The organism is Streptomyces colonosanans (assembly GCF_001866645.1).
In the GTDB taxonomy this organism is placed as follows: domain Bacteria; phylum Actinomycetota; class Actinomycetes; order Streptomycetales; family Streptomycetaceae; genus Streptomyces; species Streptomyces colonosanans.
Genome location: NZ_MLYP01000025.1, coordinates 1 through 19,179, shown reverse-complemented (window position 1 = coordinate 19,179; position 19,179 = coordinate 1). Strand labels below are relative to the sequence as shown.

At 68.8% G+C, this 19,179-nt stretch carries 12 protein-coding genes; 6 read left to right on the top strand and 6 right to left on the bottom strand.

Annotated features, from left to right (window positions below; all coding sequences use genetic code 11):
• Positions 1 to 116 precede the first annotated feature (116 nt).
• Genes BIV24_RS09745 through BIV24_RS09730 form a run of 4 tightly spaced genes read right to left on the bottom strand, consistent with a single transcriptional unit; the run spans position 117 to position 8,155 of the window.
• Complete coding sequence (locus BIV24_RS09745; protein WP_071365823.1) at positions 117 to 4,094, bottom strand: DUF3427 domain-containing protein; 3,978 nt, start codon at positions 4,092 to 4,094, stop codon at positions 117 to 119.
• Positions 4,087 to 5,097, bottom strand: a complete 1,011-nt coding sequence (locus BIV24_RS09740; RefSeq protein ID WP_071365822.1) for an AAA family ATPase — start codon at positions 5,095 to 5,097, stop codon at positions 4,087 to 4,089. The genes BIV24_RS09745 and BIV24_RS09740 overlap by 8 nt, the downstream gene beginning before the upstream one ends.
• Positions 5,094 to 7,187: a vWA-MoxR associated conflict system protein gene (locus tag BIV24_RS09735; RefSeq protein WP_143064580.1), complete on the bottom strand. Its 2,094-nt coding sequence runs from the start codon at positions 7,185 to 7,187 to the stop codon at positions 5,094 to 5,096. The genes BIV24_RS09740 and BIV24_RS09735 overlap by 4 nt, the downstream gene beginning before the upstream one ends.
• On the bottom strand, positions 7,184 to 8,155 hold the full coding sequence (locus tag BIV24_RS09730; protein WP_107459327.1) for a magnesium transporter CorA family protein: 972 nt from the start codon (positions 8,153 to 8,155) through the stop codon (positions 7,184 to 7,186). Before BIV24_RS09730 ends, BIV24_RS09735 begins: the two co-directional genes overlap by 4 nt.
• A 681-nt stretch (positions 8,156 to 8,836) precedes the next feature.
• On the opposite strand from BIV24_RS09730, the gene BIV24_RS09725 reads away from it, so the two are divergent.
• From BIV24_RS09725 to BIV24_RS09705, 4 genes are all read left to right on the top strand, one after another.
• Entirely contained in the window at positions 8,837 to 9,094 is a 258-nt protein-coding gene (locus BIV24_RS09725; protein ID WP_071365820.1) for a hypothetical protein, read from the top strand.
• A 2-nt stretch (positions 9,095 to 9,096) separates the two neighbouring features.
• Positions 9,097 to 10,053 carry a helix-turn-helix domain-containing protein gene (locus BIV24_RS09720; RefSeq protein ID WP_071365819.1) on the top strand — a complete coding sequence of 319 codons (957 nt, stop codon included), beginning with the start codon at positions 9,097 to 9,099 and terminating at the stop codon, positions 10,051 to 10,053.
• 265 nt (positions 10,054 to 10,318) lie between these two features.
• Positions 10,319 to 13,378, top strand: coding sequence for a DnaB-like helicase C-terminal domain-containing protein (locus BIV24_RS33835; protein WP_143064579.1), 3,060 nt, complete (start codon positions 10,319 to 10,321; stop codon positions 13,376 to 13,378).
• Complete coding sequence (locus BIV24_RS09705) at positions 13,379 to 13,999, top strand: hypothetical protein (protein ID WP_071365817.1); 621 nt, start codon at positions 13,379 to 13,381, stop codon at positions 13,997 to 13,999.
• Positions 14,000 to 14,460: 461 nt separating this feature from the next.
• On the opposite strand, the gene BIV24_RS09700 is transcribed toward BIV24_RS09705, so the two are convergent.
• Complete coding sequence (locus tag BIV24_RS09700) at positions 14,461 to 15,384, bottom strand: helix-turn-helix domain-containing protein (RefSeq protein WP_071365816.1); 924 nt, start codon at positions 15,382 to 15,384, stop codon at positions 14,461 to 14,463.
• Positions 15,385 to 15,396: 12 nt separating this feature from the next.
• Complete coding sequence (locus BIV24_RS09695) at positions 15,397 to 15,678, bottom strand: hypothetical protein (protein ID WP_071365815.1); 282 nt, start codon at positions 15,676 to 15,678, stop codon at positions 15,397 to 15,399.
• A 1,926-nt stretch (positions 15,679 to 17,604) separates the two neighbouring features.
• Between BIV24_RS09695 and BIV24_RS34275 the strand changes: the two genes are divergently transcribed.
• Positions 17,605 to 17,751 (top strand): hypothetical protein, encoded by a 147-nt coding sequence (locus BIV24_RS34275; RefSeq protein WP_177198666.1) that lies wholly within the window; start codon positions 17,605 to 17,607, stop codon positions 17,749 to 17,751.
• Between the two features lie 122 nt (positions 17,752 to 17,873).
• Positions 17,874 to 18,077, top strand: coding sequence for a hypothetical protein (locus tag BIV24_RS09690; protein ID WP_071365814.1), 204 nt, complete (start codon positions 17,874 to 17,876; stop codon positions 18,075 to 18,077).
• Positions 18,078 to 19,179: the final 1,102 nt, after the last annotated feature.

Below are 19,179 nucleotides of genomic sequence, written 5' to 3'. Positions count from 1 at the left end.
CGAGGCCGCGGCCCAGCACCGGTGCTGGGCCGCCCTGGTGGATGCGCAGCTCCTTGAGTTCGGAAAGGGCCCCAGGCCGGGAATCCAGCCACGTCCTTGCGGGGCTGCGTCTCAGATCAAGAAATGCCGGCGTAGGACCAGACGTCCGCAGGGAGTTCGTGCCTCAGCTTCCACCAGATGGCCATCGGCCTGCTGCCTGTGTGCTCGACGTACTCAGCTGGCCCGAGAAGAACCCAGGGTTGAGAGCTCCCGATGTCGCTGCTCCTGTACTGGCGTATGAAGAGAAGCACGCTGGTACCCATCTCGACGTGGTTCCGGTACCGGAGCCCTGTGGATGAGGTCTCGGAAGTCGTGCTCTGGGACTCCCAATGAAACAGCGTCCTGCTCAATGCGTAGTCGTGCAGGCGGCTCTGGGGTGAAAAGACTGGTTCGTCGTCTTCCTCTAACGTGATGAACAGTGCGTCAGTCTTCACGGAGTCGCACCACGCTACGCCTTGAGCGAATTTGGCCGGGGCGTGTCCACCGACTTGGGCCAGTCCGAGTGCGGACAACATCTCCGCCCGGGTGTATGAAGAATGGATAGTGAGGGGGACGTTGTGCCCGTCGCCGATTCCGGTCAGAGGGATCGGGACGCGCGCGGCGTTTTCCAGGTTGTGTGCCAGTACCTGACGCAGCTCGCTCCGTACCGCTTGCTGTTGGTGCAGAGTCGCGAATCCGTCTTCGTAGCTGCTGAACCCTGCGTGCTCAACGCCTCCGTGGGGCCATAGCTGGAAGAAGAGCATCCGAGCGTATGTCTGGCTCCGCTCGTCAAGATCGTTGTAGAGGGGAGCGTCGTCCTCCAGCATGCGGGTGTACGCCTGCACGCGCTCCGGGTCGTCCACATGGAGAAAGGAACGTACACGCCTGAGCAGCGCTGTCTCTCCTTCGGGAGCCTCGCCTTCGAGTACACCGGCACGGCGTAAGGCCCTGGTCCATGTGCCGACGCCGCGATAGAGGTCACTGAGTTCCCGCCCGCTCTCCTGCAGGTATTGCCTCAGGCCCAGCTCTCCGTACTGGGCGACTTCGCGGGCTGTGTCGGTGACGGTGCTCTGCATCTGCTCCCTGAGGTTTTCGATGACGAGGATCTTGGCCTTCTCGTCAAGGCTGATCATGCAGCCGCTGGGGAGTCGGGGGAAGTCGTGCTCGACGTGGTTGAGTAGCCGCTTACCGGTCAGATGCGTCATTGCCCGGAACTGGATATCGAGGCGGAACTCCTTTCGGTGGTGCCCGATGAAGTCGAGAACGGTGAGTACGCGCTTGCCCGGGGAGTGAGCAAGGCCGACACCCAGCTGCTGCAGGAACCGCATGCCGCTCGACGTTGGGCGTAGCAGGAGCAGCGTGTCCACCTCAGGGATGCTGAAGCCGTGGCTGAGCATTTCGACGCTGAAGATGACCTGCAAGTCGCCGTTCCTGAGAGAAGAAAGTGCTGCCTCACGCTCTGTCGCGGGATTCGCCGACGTGAGAGCCATGGCGTGGAAGCCGGCGGAGCGGAAGAACTGAGCCATGAATTCGGCGTGTGCCACGGACACGCAGAAGCCCACGGCTCGCATGGCCTTCACATCAGGGACCGTGTCCCGGATAGCGTTGACGATCAGCCGCGCTCGTGCGTCGTTGCCGGTTAGCACGGCTTTCAGCGAAGCCGCGTCGTACGTTCCCTGCTCCCAGCCCAGTGGTTGAAGGTCGGTGCCGTCTGCAATGCCGAAGTAGTGGAGGGGGCACAAGAGATCACTGGCCAGCGCGTCCCGAAGCCGCATCTCTGCAGCGATACGACCGTCGAAGAACGCATCGTGGATGCTCGGGCCGTCCGTCCGCTCGGGGGCCGACGAGAGACCGAGCAACTCCATCGGCGCGAAGCGCTCTAGGACGTTGGTGAAAGTCGGCGATCCTGCCCCGTGGAACTCGTCGATTACGATCACATCGAAGTGATCGGGTGGCAGCTCGTCCGGGACCCGTTCGAGGGAGTGCCAAGTGGCGAACACATGATTCCAACGCCCCGGGATCCCTCCGCTGTACAGGCGCTCTCCGAACTCTGGCGTCAAGAGGACGCCCTGGTAGGTCCGGTGCGCCCGGTGCAGTGCTTCCATGGTGCCCGCGATAAAGAGAAGGCGCAGGTCCCGCTGGTGCTGCTCGCGCAGGTGCCTGTAGTCGAAGGCGGCCATGAAAGTCTTGCCGGTGCCGGGGGGAGCGACGAGGAGGTTGCGGTGCCGGCCGTGGATCTCGCGCTCAGCGTGCAGACGATCAAGCATGTCGCGCTGGTGGACATGCAACATGACCGCCCCGTCGATCTGGGGGCCGTCCGGGGCGACCTCCCTGTCCGGTTCCGGCTCTGAGGGATCGTCTGGGATAGCTGGGGCAGGAGCCTGCTGGGTGTCGTCGTTCTCGTCATCGGAGGACTCGACTGGGAGGCTGGCCTGTTCGTTGGGGCCGGAGCGAGGCTCGGTGGACTTGATCCCGAGGAGCCGCGCCGTTGCCGCAGCCGCTTGGGCGACAGGCTGGAGCCCGGTGGGCAGCATTTCCTGACTTGTGGGCGAGTGAAGTGCGGCAACGATTCCGTGCGGGGCCTGAGGGTGGGCTGCGAGATGCTCGGTGAGGGCGAAGTGGGTGTCCCACACCTGGTCGCGGCTCAGCAGCCCGCGCAGATGTTCCGCCGCAGCCGGGTGGAACCGGTACACGATGTCTGCGTCCTCGTGGCGTGCAGCTGTGAGCAGTCCGGCGGTGAGGAACTCCGCGGTGTCGGCCAGGGCGGCGTCCGGGACGATGCGCTCACGGATCACGTCGAGAACGGGGAGGGTGAACGCGTCGAGCGACGAGGCAGCGATCGCCAGTCGGACGGCGGGGGAGCGCAGGTTGTCCGTGAAGGCCTCCGCGGCGGCTGTGACTTGTGTGTCGGTCGCTGGCGCACCGAGCGAGGCGGCACGCGGTCGCGGACTGCGGTTCCTGGAGGGCACTCGCCCTGAGGCCGGGACGAGGACGGCCTCGCAGCCGCTCGGATCAGTGCGCATCATGGCGCGTGCCCAGGCGAGGATCTGGTGGGCATCCACCTGCAGCACCGGCAATGCCTGCCAGGGCCGCGTCTCTGGGGCGTCGTCGCGAAAGAGGCGGGGACGGCGGTAGGCGAGGAGTCGGCCGGGGGATGCCGGGGTGGAGGCGGTTGCGGTAGTCCGGGGCAGGTCGAGGCCGGAGCGTTGCCAGAGGCGTTTGGGAAGCGGGTTGATCAAGGCCACGGGAGCCGTTCGGCCCCACGTGTGGAGCGTCTGCCACAGGTCGTTCTGGCGCCAGGCGGGAGCCGCGCAGTCGGAAACGACGAGCAGGAGCCGGTGGGCCGGCTGGATATGTCGGGGGTCGGACTGATCCAGGGGGAGGGGCCGGTCGTGGTGGTTGCGGAGTACGGGTGCAGCCTCCGGCGGATGCTCGAGGTGCCAAACGTGGACGCTGCGGAAGGCGGACAGGGTGCGCAGCACCTTGGTGAGTGCGAGTGAGGTGTCGTCCCAGACTGCCATGGAGGTGCCGCGATCCACGACCACGACGACCTCCAGCCAGGGCTCCGCGGCTGGCGCGAGCTGGGGGACGAGGACGCCAGTTCGGGTGTAGTGATCAATGGTGGCACCCAGGTCGAGACGCCGGTGAACCCGGGACGGCCGAAAGCGGCGCAGCGGGCGCAGTGCACGGCCGATGTCGAGCGCGTTCGGCAGGGCCGGGGCGCGGCCGATGCTCAAGGGCCGGCCGGGGACCGAGTGGCTGCTGCTGTCGTCCTTCAGCCAGACCGAGGCGGTCCCGGGAGCGTTCCCCTCCGGACCGGCTTCAGGGGCCGGTGGATCGTCACAGGAGTCGTCTGCTGCTGATTCGGGCTGAAGGAACGCCTCGTCAGGCGCCTCTTCGTCGGCCGGAGGCGGATCGGTGGGGAGGCCACAGGTCCGGCTGGTGCCGGATCTGGCGGCGGCGAGGAGAAGAGTGTCGAGGGCATCGCGGATGTCGCCCTCCGTGCTGCCGCTGAGGTCGCCCAGGCCGGCATGGGCCAGGGCGGCCAGCAGCTGTGCGGCCCGGTTCTCAGCCACGCCCGAGCCCTTGGAGCAGCAGCTCCTGCAGCCGTGACCGCTGCTCGTCGTCCTGGATGCGGTTGCCGCGCAGGAGATGGACGGCGCTCAGCAACTGGTCGACAGCGAGGTTCTCGCCGCGGTTCAGCCGGTCCACGAAAGCGTTCACCAGGATATGCGTGGTGTCTTCCTCGACCTTCTCCAAGTGGGCCTCGACGATGCTCGTGAGGGTCGGGACCGTGAGGGCGGGCATGTCAAACCGTACACAGCGCCGCAGAAACGGGGCGGGGAAGTCGCGTTCACCGTTGCTGGTGAGGACGATGACCGGAAACTCCTCGCACTCCACCAGGCCGTCTTCGATTTCATGCCGGACGCCCGGATCGGCGGTGCGGACGGTGACGTGCCTCCTTGAGTGCCGGGCGAGTTCCGGAATTTCGAAACGGCCGCGTTCCAGAACGTCGAGGAGGTCGCTCGGCAGGTCGAGATCGCTCTTGTCGATCTCGTCGATCAGCAGGGCGCGGGGGAGACAGGCAGGCACCAAGGCAGTCCCGAGAGGGCCGAGTTGGACGAAGTCCCCGATGTCGTCGCGCGCGGCTCGGGTGGCGCGGCGCGCAGCCCGCCCGTTCGCGGAGACGGCGGGACGGTCGACGGCGCGGAGGTTGTAGGCGTGGATGCGGCCCAGGGCGTCGTAGCGGTAGAGCGCGTCGGCGAGGGTGCTGCGGGAGGTGATGTGCCAGCGCAGCACACTCCCGAGACCGAGTTCGGTGGCGATCTGCTCGATGACGGAGGACTTCCCGGAGCCCGCCGGCCCGGTCAGCAGCAGGGGCCGACGCAGATGGAGTGCGGCGTTGACCGCGTCGACCAGTCCGGGATCCGCCCGGTAGGTGCTCGCCGGGGAAGGTGACTGTGCTGCGGCTGTCGCGCCGGCGTTGCCCGTCGGCGCGCGCCACGGAGGCGGGGGAGGCAGCGTCCGAGGCCGCTCGGGGATGCTCCCCGTACCCGTGTAGTACGGCGTCCAGTTCATGCTTGCTCCTTCGGCGTCACGTCTTGTGGGGCGACGACCGCCCGGCCGGCGCGGCGCTGGCAGAAGTCCTGCCAGTGCACGTCGTGCCATGTCGTGCGGATATCAGCCAGATGACCGGGAACGCCCTCGCCAGGGCTGTTCTCCGGCCGCTCCTGGAAGGCGCGGACGAGTTTGTCCGGCAGAGACTCCCAGTGCTCCGCGACCGCATCCTGAAGCGCCTGCGTGTCGGGGACGCTCCCACGCCGGGGCCAGATCAAGGCCGGGGTGTGGATGAGAAGTTCCTCGAGCATGAGGTCGAAGTCCTTCTCCGGCAGGGTGCTCATTCCCCATACGCAGTCGCCCATACGACGACGGTCGAGCACAACCTGCAGTGCCTCAATGCTGCTGAGATCACCGGAGCCGAGCCACGACGGCCCGGTTTGAGCCTTGGTCTTCAAGGACGACAGCAACTGGCTGCCGGTGTGCAGCATGTCGTCGAGGGGGACACCGGACGGGGGTGTGAGCAGACCCGACCAGCGGGTTGTGACGTCGTAGTCGACGCCCAGCATGCGTTTGCCCCGGATCACCCGCCATTCCTCCGGCGGGGAATCCAGCAGCAGAAAGGTCGGAACCGACACATCGACCTGCACCAGCCGCTCGCCCGCTGTCCCCAGCCAGGACAGTGCCCACAGGCGGGCCTTATCCAGTGCGGACACCAGGGTGCCCGACCCGGGCTCGCACGGGAATTCTGCGGTGTGCACCACGGCCGAGCCGTAGAGAAGCGATGCCTCCACACGGACGACGTCCTCACTGCCGTCGTCGGCGGCCACCAGGACCAGGCAGGGTGTCGCCCCGCCCAGTTCCTTCAGCCGGCTGTTCAGAGCGATGGTGGCTCCCGATTTAGCCGCCCAGACGGCCAGTTGCTGCGGAAGAACGCCTGGTGGACCGATCAGGTGGGCAAGTGCGGCGACGAAATGCACCAGCGTCCGGTGCTGTCCTGCAGCAGTGACGGCCGATTGGTCGAGGACCGCGTGCTCCACCAGGTCACGCAGGGAAGGGCAGGGCACCCGGACCACCACTTCCAGGGGGAACCCGGCGCGCGCCGCCGCCTTGCGGAGCAAATCGTCGGTCAGAGCGCCCCCGAAGGTCTCCTCGAGGACGGCGACGGCGTACGTGCAGATATCCAGATCGCGATCGAACTCCAGGACGCGTTGGAGCGCGGGGTGGCCGAGATGTTCCTGCCCCGGCCCGCCGAGCCAGTCCGCGAGCTGTTCCCTGCTGTGGATGCCTTCCGTGCCTTCCAGTGGACGCAGCAGCTTGCGCAGCCTGTCGCACGCCACGGCGCCGAGAGAGCCGGCGGAGCGTCTCACGGCTGCCTGGGCGTTGCGGGCCAGCCACAGTGATTCACCGGACACAGGAGCGCCGTCGAACACGAAGCCGCCGGGCTCCTGGCCGCGGATACGGCTGCGCAGCTCCTTGATCAGCTGGGCGTCGACGGCCAAGAGCTCCCCGGCATTCGCCACCCCGTTCTCCAGCAGCTCGGCAAGCTGGACACTCAGATTCATGTCCCATGCCGGCAGGTGAGCGGAAGCGGCGAACAGAACCGACAGATGCAGACTGCCCTGCTGGAGCCCGGCCGTCGCGGACTGCGGATTCACCAGCGCGGCGGCCGCGTGGCAGGTGTCGACGATTGCTATCACGCCATCGACTCCTGGCTCGTTCGCCACCGCACCGATTGTGGACGCCACGTCCAGTTGGTGGATCGCTCCGTCCTGCGTGCTGCCCGAGGTGACGAAGTACAGCGGGCCACCGCAGCCGCCTGTTCCATGGCCCAGCAACGCCAGGACGAGCGGGCCGCGGTCCTCCTTCGCCCGGTCGGCTGCAGCGGTGATCGCCTTTCCGACAGCCTCTTTGCCCAGGGCGGTGCCCACGAGCAATGACCCTGTTTCGCCCTCACCCCGGTCCAGACAGGCACCGAGATCCGGGTCCACCAGCGCCCTGTGGAGACGGCGTGCCGCGCCTTCCAGGCCCGGCAGTTCCTCCGCGCCGCTGCACTGGGCGCCGACCACCAGCACATGGCGGCGTACCGCTGATATGACGAGGCCTGTCACGGCACAAGAGCCTTAACGATCGGCCCGGCCACCTCCGCGTGTTCCAGGTACCTGGTAGCTGTATGGGTCCACACCCCACCGGACTTCACGGGCGCGGTCTGAGCCTTCACCCCCCTGCTGCTCGGCGCGATCCAGTCCGCCAGCTGTGGACGTCCGACTACCACGTCGTTGCGGTCCCAGAAGTTGTGCCACACCCCTACCCCTTCCGGGCAGGACGGCGGCCGCGGCACCAACCGCTGCAGGACCACGCCGCCGAGCGCGAGAGGGGAGCCGAGCGTCACCCACAGGGCCACCGGGCCCTCGTAATCGTGCAGGGCTTCGTAGGCCACGACCGTGCCCAGAGAGTGTGAGACCACGACGAGGGGACGAGCGGGATCCAGTCCCTCCAGCACCCGGGAGCGGATGGCCGAACCCAGCGCGGCCCTGTCCCCGTGCCGGTTCAAGTAGCGTGCGACTTGGGAGAGATACAACGCGAACGCCCGACCGTTCGCCCATTGCGCACCCTGGCGAAGACCGGGCAGCTGGAGCAGCGTCGTGGTCACCCAGACCAGTCGCCGTGCGAACTCGCCCACGCCCTGCGCATGGCTGCCGGATGAGAGCGCATCGACATGGTGCCGGGCCTGTTCGATGACCGTGGCGTCGCGTGTACCGGAATCCGGCGGATACTGCTCGGTGAGCTCATCCACCATCGCCTCCAGCAAGCCGGAGAGCACCTGCTCGTCGGACGGGTCCAACTCACTGCCCAGCGCGCCTCCCTGGGCTCCCCGCGTGTTGAACAGATCGCTGTAGTCGGCGAAACGCACCTCGGCCAGCCAGCCTTGGGTGAGTGCCGAGACCAACTCCGCCTGCCCGGCGGCCCGCACACCGGTGGCCAATGCGCGAAGCCATTGCTCTCGTTCCGCCTCCGCGTTGCGGAGTCCGCCGATCCCGTGAACGAACACGAGCTGCGGATTCGCCGTCCCCACCACGAGCCTCCCCCGGCCTTACTGTGCGAAGACCATCCTGCCTTGTGCGGGGCAAGGACGGTACTTGAAAGGCCGAGGTACTCCGCTCCCCGTCACCCAACCCCGGGCCAGCCAAGGACCGGAAACCAGGCACCCTCGTGCCCGCTGCACCTCGGCTACGTGACCGGAACAGGCACCCACGGCCGGCCCTGCCGATAGCCATGCGGTGGCCTCGGTTGCGGGGGGCCTCATGCGCTGCACCCGCCGGCGCGGCGCACGCAAGGCGGGGCAGGTGCCAGTTCGCGCGACAACCAGTACGTTGCCCGGGCCGCGGGGCACCAAGATCGCCAGCTGGTTCCCCACCCCTGCACAAGCTCATGCAGCCGGTGGACCCCGGTTCACCCGCCGTCGTCTGGCAGCGCGCACAAGACGACGAACACGCTCCCGGCCAGCTGCACTCGGGACGGCGCACGCTCTGGACGGTTTCGGGTTAACTCGATTTTTCATGTGCCCTGAGCAGGGACGAACGAGGTATCCGCGTTCCAGGCCGGTGAAGACGTCGGCGTGGACGGGCAACGGTCCGACTGGCCGTGAGGGCATCTGCACGGGCACCATGAGGCCTCAGCAGCGGGGCAAGAACCCGCACCAATCCCTCTCCTAAGCACCCGAGTTGGGTGCCGTACCCTGACCTGCCTGGAGTCGCTCATGTCCGCCCTGTCCGCCGCCAGCCCCGAGCCGCCGGCGTCATGCTCCAGCCACCTCCCCGCCCGCACCCAGCCGAGTCGGCTGGGCATCCCCGAGGTCGTGGTCATCGTCGTGGTTGTCCTGGCATCGGCCGCGCTGGCCGCCGGCAGTCGGCCCGTTCCGGCCGCGCTGGTCGTGGTGGCCGCCGCCGCGGCCGACCTGATCACCGGCCGACGCCCCAGCGACGCCGCCAGGCCCTCCCGCGGCCGCGGCCGGTGACGATGGGCCGCCCCACCAAACCGGTCGCAGCCCGTGCCCGCCCCCGACTGCGGGCCCTGGCCGTGTATCTGCGTCAGCTCAAGGACGAGACCTGCACCACCTACACCACCCTGTCCGAGCGCACCGGCCCACCGAACATGCCCGGGTACCGCGGAGCCTCCACCCTCAGCCAGGCCGCCCGCGGCACCCAACTGCCCCCGCTCGGGACCGTCCTCGCCTATGCCCGCGCTGCTGGCGACCCCGGCAGCCGGGCCGTGCAGCAGCGGGAAGCGACAGCCCAGAAGCTGTGGAAGGCGGCTGCGATCGAGAAGGCCCGACCGCAGCTGGTCGGCCGCGGCCCGCGGACCCGGAAGATCCGCACCACGGCCTTCCTGGGCCAGGCCCTCACGCGGCTGCGCGTGCGGGCCGGCCAGCCCTCATACAGCGCCGTCGAGCGGGCGACCGACGCCAGCGGGCATCGCGTGCCGCGATCGACGGCCCATCTGATCCTGGGCGGGGACGTCCTGCCCAGCCGCGAGCAGTTGGCCGCGCTCCTGAACGCCTTCGACGTGACCGCCGCGGAGGCCGTCGAGTGGCACGCGGTCCTCGACCGCATTGAGCACCGCCGGCAGCCGCCCCCGCCGCCCGGACGGGGAGGCTACACGTGCGCGGACGACAACCCGGCCGTGCAGGAGTACCTCGAACGCCGGGACCGCGACGAGGAGATCAAGCGCCGCACCGGGCAGATTCATCCGGACGAGACGTACGAGGACTACGAGGAACGGATGTACGAGAGGGCGCAGCGGCAGGCCGAGGACGAGTGGCTGTACGAGTACTACGAGGAACCCGAGAACAACGGCGAGCCGGAGGACGAGGCCGAGAAGCAGGCGCGGGCCGCCGAGCACGCCGCCTTCCGCGCCCGGATCAAGGCCCTTGTGGAACCCGACAGTCCCGCGGAGCCGGCTACCGAACGGCCTTGACGGTTCCCCGGGCCGACTGCCTGCCGCCCGCCGGCGTTCCTCCTGCAAGGCAGGGCCGGACTCGTGATCACCCTCGACTCCGACGTTACATAATCCCGTCCTCGACGTTACGTAACCTTGGACAGTGTGATGTAACGTCAGCTAAGCTGGGCGGTAGCGTTACGTTTTGGTGGCGCGGTGCGCCGCGCCTGCTGACGGCCGCAGCCAAGTCGAAACTCGACCTTCCCCGCGAACCCGCTTGCCGCTTCTGCCCTGGAGTCCTCAGGTGTCTTCCTCGCGTTCGTCCCACCCCGCCGGTGAGGCAGCTTCCGCCGCTGACGTACCGGACTACCCCGCCCACGCAGCCCTGAGGGAGCCGTCCGACCCGGCTCCGCGCTGGGCGGGCAACTGGCCGCTGAGTTTCCCGACACCCCTCACCCCGTCCGCAGTGGCCAAGGCGGCCTCCGAAGAAGCCGGCCGCCGGCACGGCGAGGACAGTCAACCCGAGTCAGTTGAGGGCCCGGAGGACGAGCCGGGAACAACCTCGGCTGCCCCTGACGCGGAAACACCACATGCCCAGGCACGCACCGGCCCGGCGACGCTGCACGAGGCCCGCAGCACGCTCAAGCAGATGATCGACGCCGCCATCGAAGGACAACCCACACCCCTGACGCGCGGCCCGCACCATGCACTGCTCACCACCCCCGCCCACGCAACCGAGCTGGGCTGGGACCTCACTCAAGCCCCAGCCCACAGCTTCGCGGATGCCCGCAAAAAGCTCGGGGATCTGATCCAGTACGGCGCCGAGGGCCATCCTCAGGTGCTGTGCCGCCACAAGACCCCCGTCGCCGTACTGCTCCCCGCAGCCGCGGACAGCGCCCCCACCCCGCCCGCACCTCAAGCCGAACCCGCACCCGGCACAGCAGCCCCGGACTCCGCCACACCTCCTGAGGGCCAGCAAGCGGTCCAGAATCCCCTTCCGGCCACAGCAGCAGCCGAGGCCGCCAAAGACCTCGCACCCGCGCCGACAACTATCCCTGCCGAAGCGGCCGTTGCAGCCACCATGCCCGCGGAACCACAGCCGGAATCGGCGCCAGCAGCCCAAGACGCGCCTGCACCTGCCAACACACCCCCCGCCTCACCCGGCACCACCCCAGCCACCCGTACCGGCTCGCCAGCCGCTACCGCTCCAACCCCCGCCACCCCCACACCCAGCACCCTGGCACTCCAGCAGCCGGCCACAGCGCCGACCGCCCTCCCCACACCCCTCTCGGCCCCGTCCGAGCCGGGCCCGCCGGCCTTCACTCCAGCGACGCCCGGTACCGGCCACGAGACCGCCATCCCGGCCAGCGGCCCACCAGCCATCACTGCGCCGCGCACCCCGCGACGCCTGGCCGCACTTGCCCAAGCCCTGGACACCGTCCTCCCCAACACCGCCCCGACCGGTGACACCACCACACCCACCCCCCTGATGGGCCTGCCGACAGGCATCCGCACCCTGGACGAGGCCCTCGGCGGCCTCCAGCACGGCCGCTTCTATCTCGTCGCCGCCGCCCCGGGCGCCGGATCCAGCCTGATCGCCACGACCGCCGCGCGCACCAGCGCCCTCGACCAGCACCAACCCGTCCTGTACGCCGCCTCCGGACTCACCCGCGCCGACATCGCCGCACGCATCGTCGCCGCACACCTGCCCGTCGACTACCGCCGCCTGCGAGCCGGCCGCCTCACCCCCACCGAACGGGACGACACCACAGCTTTCCACCACCACCTGGCCCAAGCCCCGCTGTACATCGACGATGGCACCGACCTGACCACCGACGCGATCGCCGAGAGCGTCCCGGACCTGCCCGGCCTGGCCCTCGTCGTGGTCGACCGCCTGCAAACCACCGAGGACCCCCGGCTGCCGCTGTCTGGCCCGCCCCAGATCACCGACGCCGCCCAGGCCCTCGCCCACCTGGCCCGCACCCACGATCTCCCCGTCCTCGCCGCCGTCGACACCGACGACCCCCAGCTGATCGCCGCCCTCAGCCTCGACATCACCATCACCCTGACCCGCGACGCCGACCAGATCCACGCCACCATCACCGAACGCGACCTCGGTCCGCAGGCCACCCTCACCCTCCACGCCGACCTCGCCCACGCCCGCATCACCGACCTCACCAATCCCTACACCAGCCCCACCACCCCAGCGCCGCCACCGACCGCGAGCCTGCACACCCCCGCACAGACCCCGCAGGCGCCTCTCCAAACCCCCACCAGCCCGTCCCCGGACCCCACGCCCACCGAGCCCGCCCCGACAGGCCACACCGCCGCCCCACGCAGGCCATCGCACCGCCGCTCCGCCGCTCCACCTCCTTCCGAGGGCGGCTATGCAAACCGGGACTACAGCTACTTCACCGGCATGATCACCCGCGCCGTCGACGAAGCCCTCCACGACCACGACGGCGACATCACTGCCACAACCGAAGCCCTGGTGAAAAAGGCCGTACCGAACGCCATGGCCCTGTTCGAAGCAACCCGCGTCGGAGGGAATTACGAGCACACCGTCTACCCGGAAACCCTCGAATTCCTCCGGAAGAAAACCAAGGACGGCGCCGACGAAATCTGGGAAGGCCGCCATAACTGGACCAACACCCACCTCATGGACGCCCTCCAAAACGGCACCCACCCCCCAATCACCGTCAACGCCCTCGACACCAACGCCAGCTTCCTGTCCGCCTTCAAGACTCACCTGCCCATCGGCGCCCTGATCCACGACCCCGACGGCGGCTTCGACCCCAAACGCTCCGGCATCTACCGCCTCCCCACCCGCCCCACCTGGCACCACTCCCACCTGCCCGACCCCATCGGCAACCGCCGCGAAGACGGCCCCGTCCTCCTCGACGACGCCACCATTCGCCTCCTCATCCGCTGCGCCCGCCTCGGCCTGTGCGAGGCCCCGCACATCACCGAATGCTGGACCTCCGGCGCCAGCGAAGGCCTCCTGGAAAAATTCCGCCGCGTCCTGACCGAGGCCCGCGCAAAATCCATCGAAACCGACGACACAGTGACCGTCGAATACATCAAGGCAATGTATTCAAAATTCACGTCCACCATCGGAGAATCAAGCGTCAACCGCGAAATTCGCCGACCCGACTGGATGCACATCATCCGCTCCCAGGCATTCGCCAACCTCTGGTACAAATCCCACCGCGCCCACAGCAACGGCCTGACCGTCGTCCGCGTCCGCGGCACCGACGAACTCCACGTAGCCGGCGACTGGCGCACGGTCTTCACCGAAGGCCGCCTCACCACCCAGATGAAACAAAAAGACCAATACCCCCTGCCGAGGAAGGGCGCCCGATAGATGTCGACCGACGGATGGAAAAACTTCGGCAACTACGGCGCAGACCGCGACCCCGGAAACGTCCACGGCAAAATCGCCCTCGCCCGCGCCCTTGAAGACGCCCTCGAACGCATGATCATCGACGGTGGAATCAAATCCCCAGCTGACACCCGCCGCGGCCTGAAAGCCCGCATGCGCTACCTCACCACCACCAAAGGCGGCCCCCAAGCCCTGGCCGACGCCGGCGTCATCGCTACCCCCGCCACGATCCGCGCCTGGACCCGCGGCACCCGGCGTCCGCGCCCGGCCAACCTCGAAGCCATCGACACCGCCTACTGGAACCTGCGCGCCCACAACGTCCTCGCCAACCCTGGCGCCCTCAAACAGCACCTCAACCGCAACGGCCGAGGCACCCGCATCGAGATCCACCCCGTCAACCAGGCCGCCGTCGATGAACCGCGTCGCCGCAGCAACCTGAGAATCCAGCACCGACAGGTCCGCTACATCTGGGACGACGCCGTCGACGCGCTCGTCGCCAGCGACCTGAACACCATGGAAGACCTCTGGGACGACGTCATCGCCGAACTCGACTCCGACTGGGGCGCCTACACCTACGTCTCCTACATCGGCATCGGAGCCTGACACGACCGTCCGTGGCCGAACTGACCGACCCACAGCGGCGCTCGGCGCCCCGTAACGCTGATGGTCTGCAGGGGAGGCCCAGTTGAACGTCGTCGTCTGAGCGCTACTGGCGCAGGCGCAGTGACCTGGTCGTTGGCACTGACGGGTGGGGCTCACTCGTTGCTGGCATGAGTGACGAAGGGGTGTGTCATTCTCACGCCGACCACCAGGCTCGCCTGGTGGCGCGACCGCCACCACCGGTAGCGCCTGGGTGCTCAACTACCCGTCGTTGACTGGGCAGTGAGGTCGCAGCCTGGTTCTTCAGGGGCTGGTCTGCTGCTCGCCGCTGTACGAGGCCTCGGCGATACGGGTGAGTGGCTTCATGTCCTTCCTCCTGGTGCCCGGGCTGTGGGGCGGTGACACGGCCTGTGGTCAGGCACGCTGGGGGGTGTTCGGTCGGCTGCTACTCGTCGTCGTGGTGTTCAGGCGGCGGTTGCGGGTGGTGGCGGTTCTGGGACTAGGTTGGTGGCGGTGATCCAGTCGGGTGGGGTGGTGCCGTTGCGGTGTGCCTCCCGGCTGGCCGACCGGTACATGACGACGAGGGCGTCCGCGAGCACCTGGACGCCTGCGGCCAGTGTGGCGGGGGCGTTGCGGATGCCGGGGTCTGCGGCGAGTGCTTCTACGACTGGTCTGATGCCTGCGGCGAGCCGGGCGGCGTCGTGGCGGGCGACGGTGTCTGGTCCGCCGCGGGTGGTCCGGCGGATGTCGGCGGCGGTGGAGCCGAGCTCGGCCCGCGGAAGCGTCCGGGTGCGTTTCCAGGCGTCCTGCCAGGGGCCCATGCGGCGGGGGTGGACGCCGCAGCCGCGCAGGAAAGCCTCGCACTGGGTCCAGTTGGCGGGGCCTTGGCCCTCGCGGCGGGTGATGCGCCAGGCGGTGGTCAGTGGCAGCAGCAATGCGCCGTCGGCCTCGTCGGTGCCGGCGCGGTCCTGCAGGACGCGCAGGGGCGGGGCGCCGGCGCGTTCGTAGGCGGCGACTAGGACCGCTCGGAAGTCGGCGCGGGTGCGGGTGGAGGAGACGGACGGGGCCCGCAGCGCGGCGAGGATGCCGCGGTCCTCGGCACGGGCGGCCCGCCACACCTTCAGCGCGTCGCGCTCGTCCTCGATCGCGGCGCCGCAGGCGCGGACGAAGGCGGTCACGACGTGCTCCTGGGGCACGGTGCGGGGGTCGACAGCGCGCTTGAGGGTGCTCGCGGAGACGGCGACGGTGTCCTCGAGCCCGGCGGCGCGGGCGGCCAGCTGCGCGTAGGTGAGCCGGCTGCGGACTTTGAGTGCGGTCAGGAGGCCGATGAGGTGGGTATGGCGCCGGCCGGTGCGGCGGGCGTGCGGGGACGGAGCCGGTGAAGTCATCGAAGCCGCCTCCTACTTGGCGCCGAGGTCGGTGCCGGCGGCCGCGCGGACGGCGGTGGTGGCGAGTGCGGTGAGCAGGCGGCGTCCTCCGCCGGCGGAGGCGATGGTGGCCGCACCGATCGCGCCGCACCCGGCGAGCAGGGTGAGGACGGCGGCCACGGGCATGCCAGCGAGCGCGAGACCGGCGCCCAGGAGCGGGAAGACGACGATGCCGCAGATCTGCGCGGCGGTGAGTGGACGGGCTACAGCGCGCGACGGCTGGGGCGCGGGCGCGCCGGGGTGGTGCGTGGACACGACGGTGGATCCTCCCTGAGGGTGTGCCCAAGCCGCCGGTCCGCGAACGGGATCCGGCGGCTGTGGGGATGAGGTGCTACTGGCCGCAAAAACCGGTGTGGCGGGCGGCAGTTGACGGCTGCCGTCCTCCGGTGCGGAAGAGAATGGCACGTCCCGCCCCGCACCGCTCGCCAGGAAAATGCCATGTGCGCGTGATGTCCGTTTGCTGGTCTGCGGGTGTTCCAGCACACCTCCGGCCGCCGTCCCCGGGCGACTCGCGTCCTTATCTGCCGCGACCAGCATGTTGTCCGCCGCGCTCCGACTGCCCCGGTCCGTGGGCGTTCCAGCATGTCTTGCCCGCAGCCCGCCGCCCGTTGATGCTGCGTCACAACCCGGTCGTCGGCGCGGCGTTGGGGGCCCGGACCGGATGGTCCGGGCCCCCAACGCAGCACCGACCTCCGGGTTCCCTGACCCGCTACTGGCCGCAAACCGACGCGACAGGGACACCTTCCGCACGTCACGGTGACGCGTGCCCGCGGACACGAGGACCGGCCCCGATCACGGGACCGGTCCTCTCGCACATCGGCTATGCCGGTGGCGAGGCCATCGAGACAGAACGAACAGCCGGGGGCGGGGCCGCCTGCCGTCGCGCAGCCAGGAGACGACGCTTGAGGTGTCCGGCAACGTAGAGACCAACGTGCGCATTGCGCCCTGGAGGCCCTGAGCCGGATCACGGTCCGGCGGGGCACCTCCCGCGATGAGACGGTCCGCCGGCTGCTGACCGAGCACGTCGCCTCGCAGGAACAGGAGCACCCCGAGGACCGGCTCACCCACATCTCCACCGTGCTGCGCTACCCGCGCCCGCCGCGCTGGCGGGGAGATCCGCGCACGGACGTGCCCCTGCGGGTCAGGGCCCCCGCCGACCTGCTGGAGCGGGCCCGCGCCGTCTCCCTGCGGCTGCCGGGACAGCACCCGCGCGCCTACCGCGACTACCAGGGCCGCATGCTCACCGACGCGGTGACAACCGCCATCGCGCGGAGCCCTTCGACGACGACTTCCTCACCGGCCTGCTGCCCCTGCTGCGCCACGGCGCCGCCCTCGGTCTGTGGTGGCTGGCGGCGGCTGCCACCAGCACTCGGCCGGAGAAGGCCTGGCTGCTGGAAGCGAGGGCCGTCCGGGCCGCATACCGGCTGACCGACGCTCCGCTCGGTTACGACGACCGGCACATCCTGCGCGTCGCGGAAGCCCTGGAACGGGAGGAGTCATGGCACGCGTTGACGCGTTTTGAGACGGCAACCGGCCTTGCCCGCCGCTTCCTGACCGGTCCCCGAGCCCAGGAGCGGGAGCAGGCCCTGTGGGAGCAAGACAAGCCGTCGGACAAGCCGTACCAGGGTCTCCTAGAGGTCGACGACAGGGAAGAACGGCGCTGGCGCAGGCAGCGGGGGAGCACGAGCTACGACTGGACAGGCCGGGGCGGCACGGCGGTCTGGCGGGCCCAGAGCCGGGTGGACCTTGAGTACTTCGAGGACTGGCTGGTCGAGCGCACGCGGAACGATCCGGCCGCCGGCGTGATGGAGGGACCCGTCTCGCCAGGCTGGCTGTTGCGCATCCTGCCCGCCTGGCTCACGCCCCCGCCCCGTCCGCCTCCGGACCGTACGCCGCCTGGGCTGCGAAGGGCCGGCTTCTGGCCTTCCTCTACCGCAACCGGCTGGCCTTCTGGCCGCACCTGCAGTGCGAGGGCGCACCCAGGCGCCAGCCCATGCTGGGCTTCGAACGCATCGCCGCCGCGGCCGCCGGGGCCGCGGACGACGGGGCCAGCGAGAACTACCTCCACAAGCTGCGGGAGGCCCGCGGCAGCGCCCGCGCGTTTTACCGCCTCACCCGGAGCTATCCCTCGCACAAGAGTTCATTGTTCCCCGGGCCTCTTGGACATGGCCCGGCCGGTCGGTGGTCGCCGAACTCGTCGTGGGCGCCCCGCCCGAGCTGCTCCGGTGGTTGGTCGGCGCGGCCCACAGGCGCAGCTCCCTGCTCCTGGAGCAGGCGATGGAGACGGCCTGGCAGCGCGCCTTCGACCAGTACGGATTCCGTGTGTGACACCCACCGATACACAAAACGACCCTCTCGCCTGTGAAGCGGACGCACGGTCAGCGCACAATCCGGGCACGGTATTCGCACCCCCATCGGGGTGCCCGTCTGAAATGGGGGGAGCCCTCGCAATGAATGCACGACCGCTGATCTTACTGCTGGCCGCCGGCGTCACTGGCCTAGTAGTGGCGCTGACTGGCGCCCCGTGGTGGCTGGCCGCCACCGCGTTCGGCTGCCTCGCGCTCGGCCTGGGGGTCGTGGCCCTGCAGTCGGTCTTCCCCCAGGAGTCCGCGCACCGGCTCGCCTGGTGGCGAGACCGCCGCCGCCACCGGTAGCGCCCGGGTACTCAACTCCCCGTCGACGAACGGGTGGTGAGGCTGCAGCGCGGTCGTGGGTGCGGTACCCCCAGGGCACTGACCACGGCCCGCAGGGGCGGGGGAAGGCGGGCGGTTTCCGCGGGCGGTAACCCTTCCGGCCCAGGTCAGCCCGGGTGACCTCGGCGAGAGAGTTACAAAGAGCGTGGTCCGCCTCGGGGCCAGGACGGCTTGGACCAGTGTGTCGGGTGGGAGCCTGCGGCACCGGGCACGACGACCCGTACGACCGTGCCGCGGCGCCGGCAGCGCGTCCGGAACGCGAGCGCGGTCAGATGCGGGGGTGGTGATGGCGATGACGGTTCCGTCTCATGCCGACCGCCAGACTGCTCGAAAGCACCGTTGGGGGGTACCACGGCGACGAAACCGGCGGATGACACAAAGGCGCTACTGCCTCCCACCAGCTCCCACACACACCTCCCGAGAACCGACCAAAGAAGCCCGAGCACAAGAAAAACGAGCCCCGAATCAGGCCTGATATTCTGCTTTGCGACACAACGATTCACGCCTTTGGAGAACACCATCCGGAGAGAATCGGTACAGAATATCCAACACCTCCACCACAGATAATGTAACGCGAGTGAATGCACCAAAAATGTAGGTCACTCTCTTGACGAGTAACCTAACCCCTTCGGGAGGTTTGTGTCGGTCTTTTCAGACATCTAGTGTTTCATAAGAGGTCCAGACCACGTACTTTGAACACGAAGAGTAGTCGTTACGTAATTAAGCTTCCGACCCAGGTGCGTTACATAATGGGTACACATTTAAGGCAGGGAGATGCCCGGAGAGCACTTCAGCGCAAGGCGGCTCCATCTCCACCAGCAGCCGAGAGCCAAGATAGAGATATAATCGAAGCTCAGAGGCTTAAAGGACACCAAATCCAGCCTGACGACACATCAGAGAACGATGCGGCCACTCCACAATTATGTAACGGCCAGCACGGAGTGGCGCCCTACGCCTTCCTAGCCAGCTCTGTAACGCCGCTTTGCGGCGTTACAGGCCGTCGCGGAGCGACGGTGCAACGCTCCGTCACGTAGTGACGGCGCGTCATGTCTCCGGAGGAGAC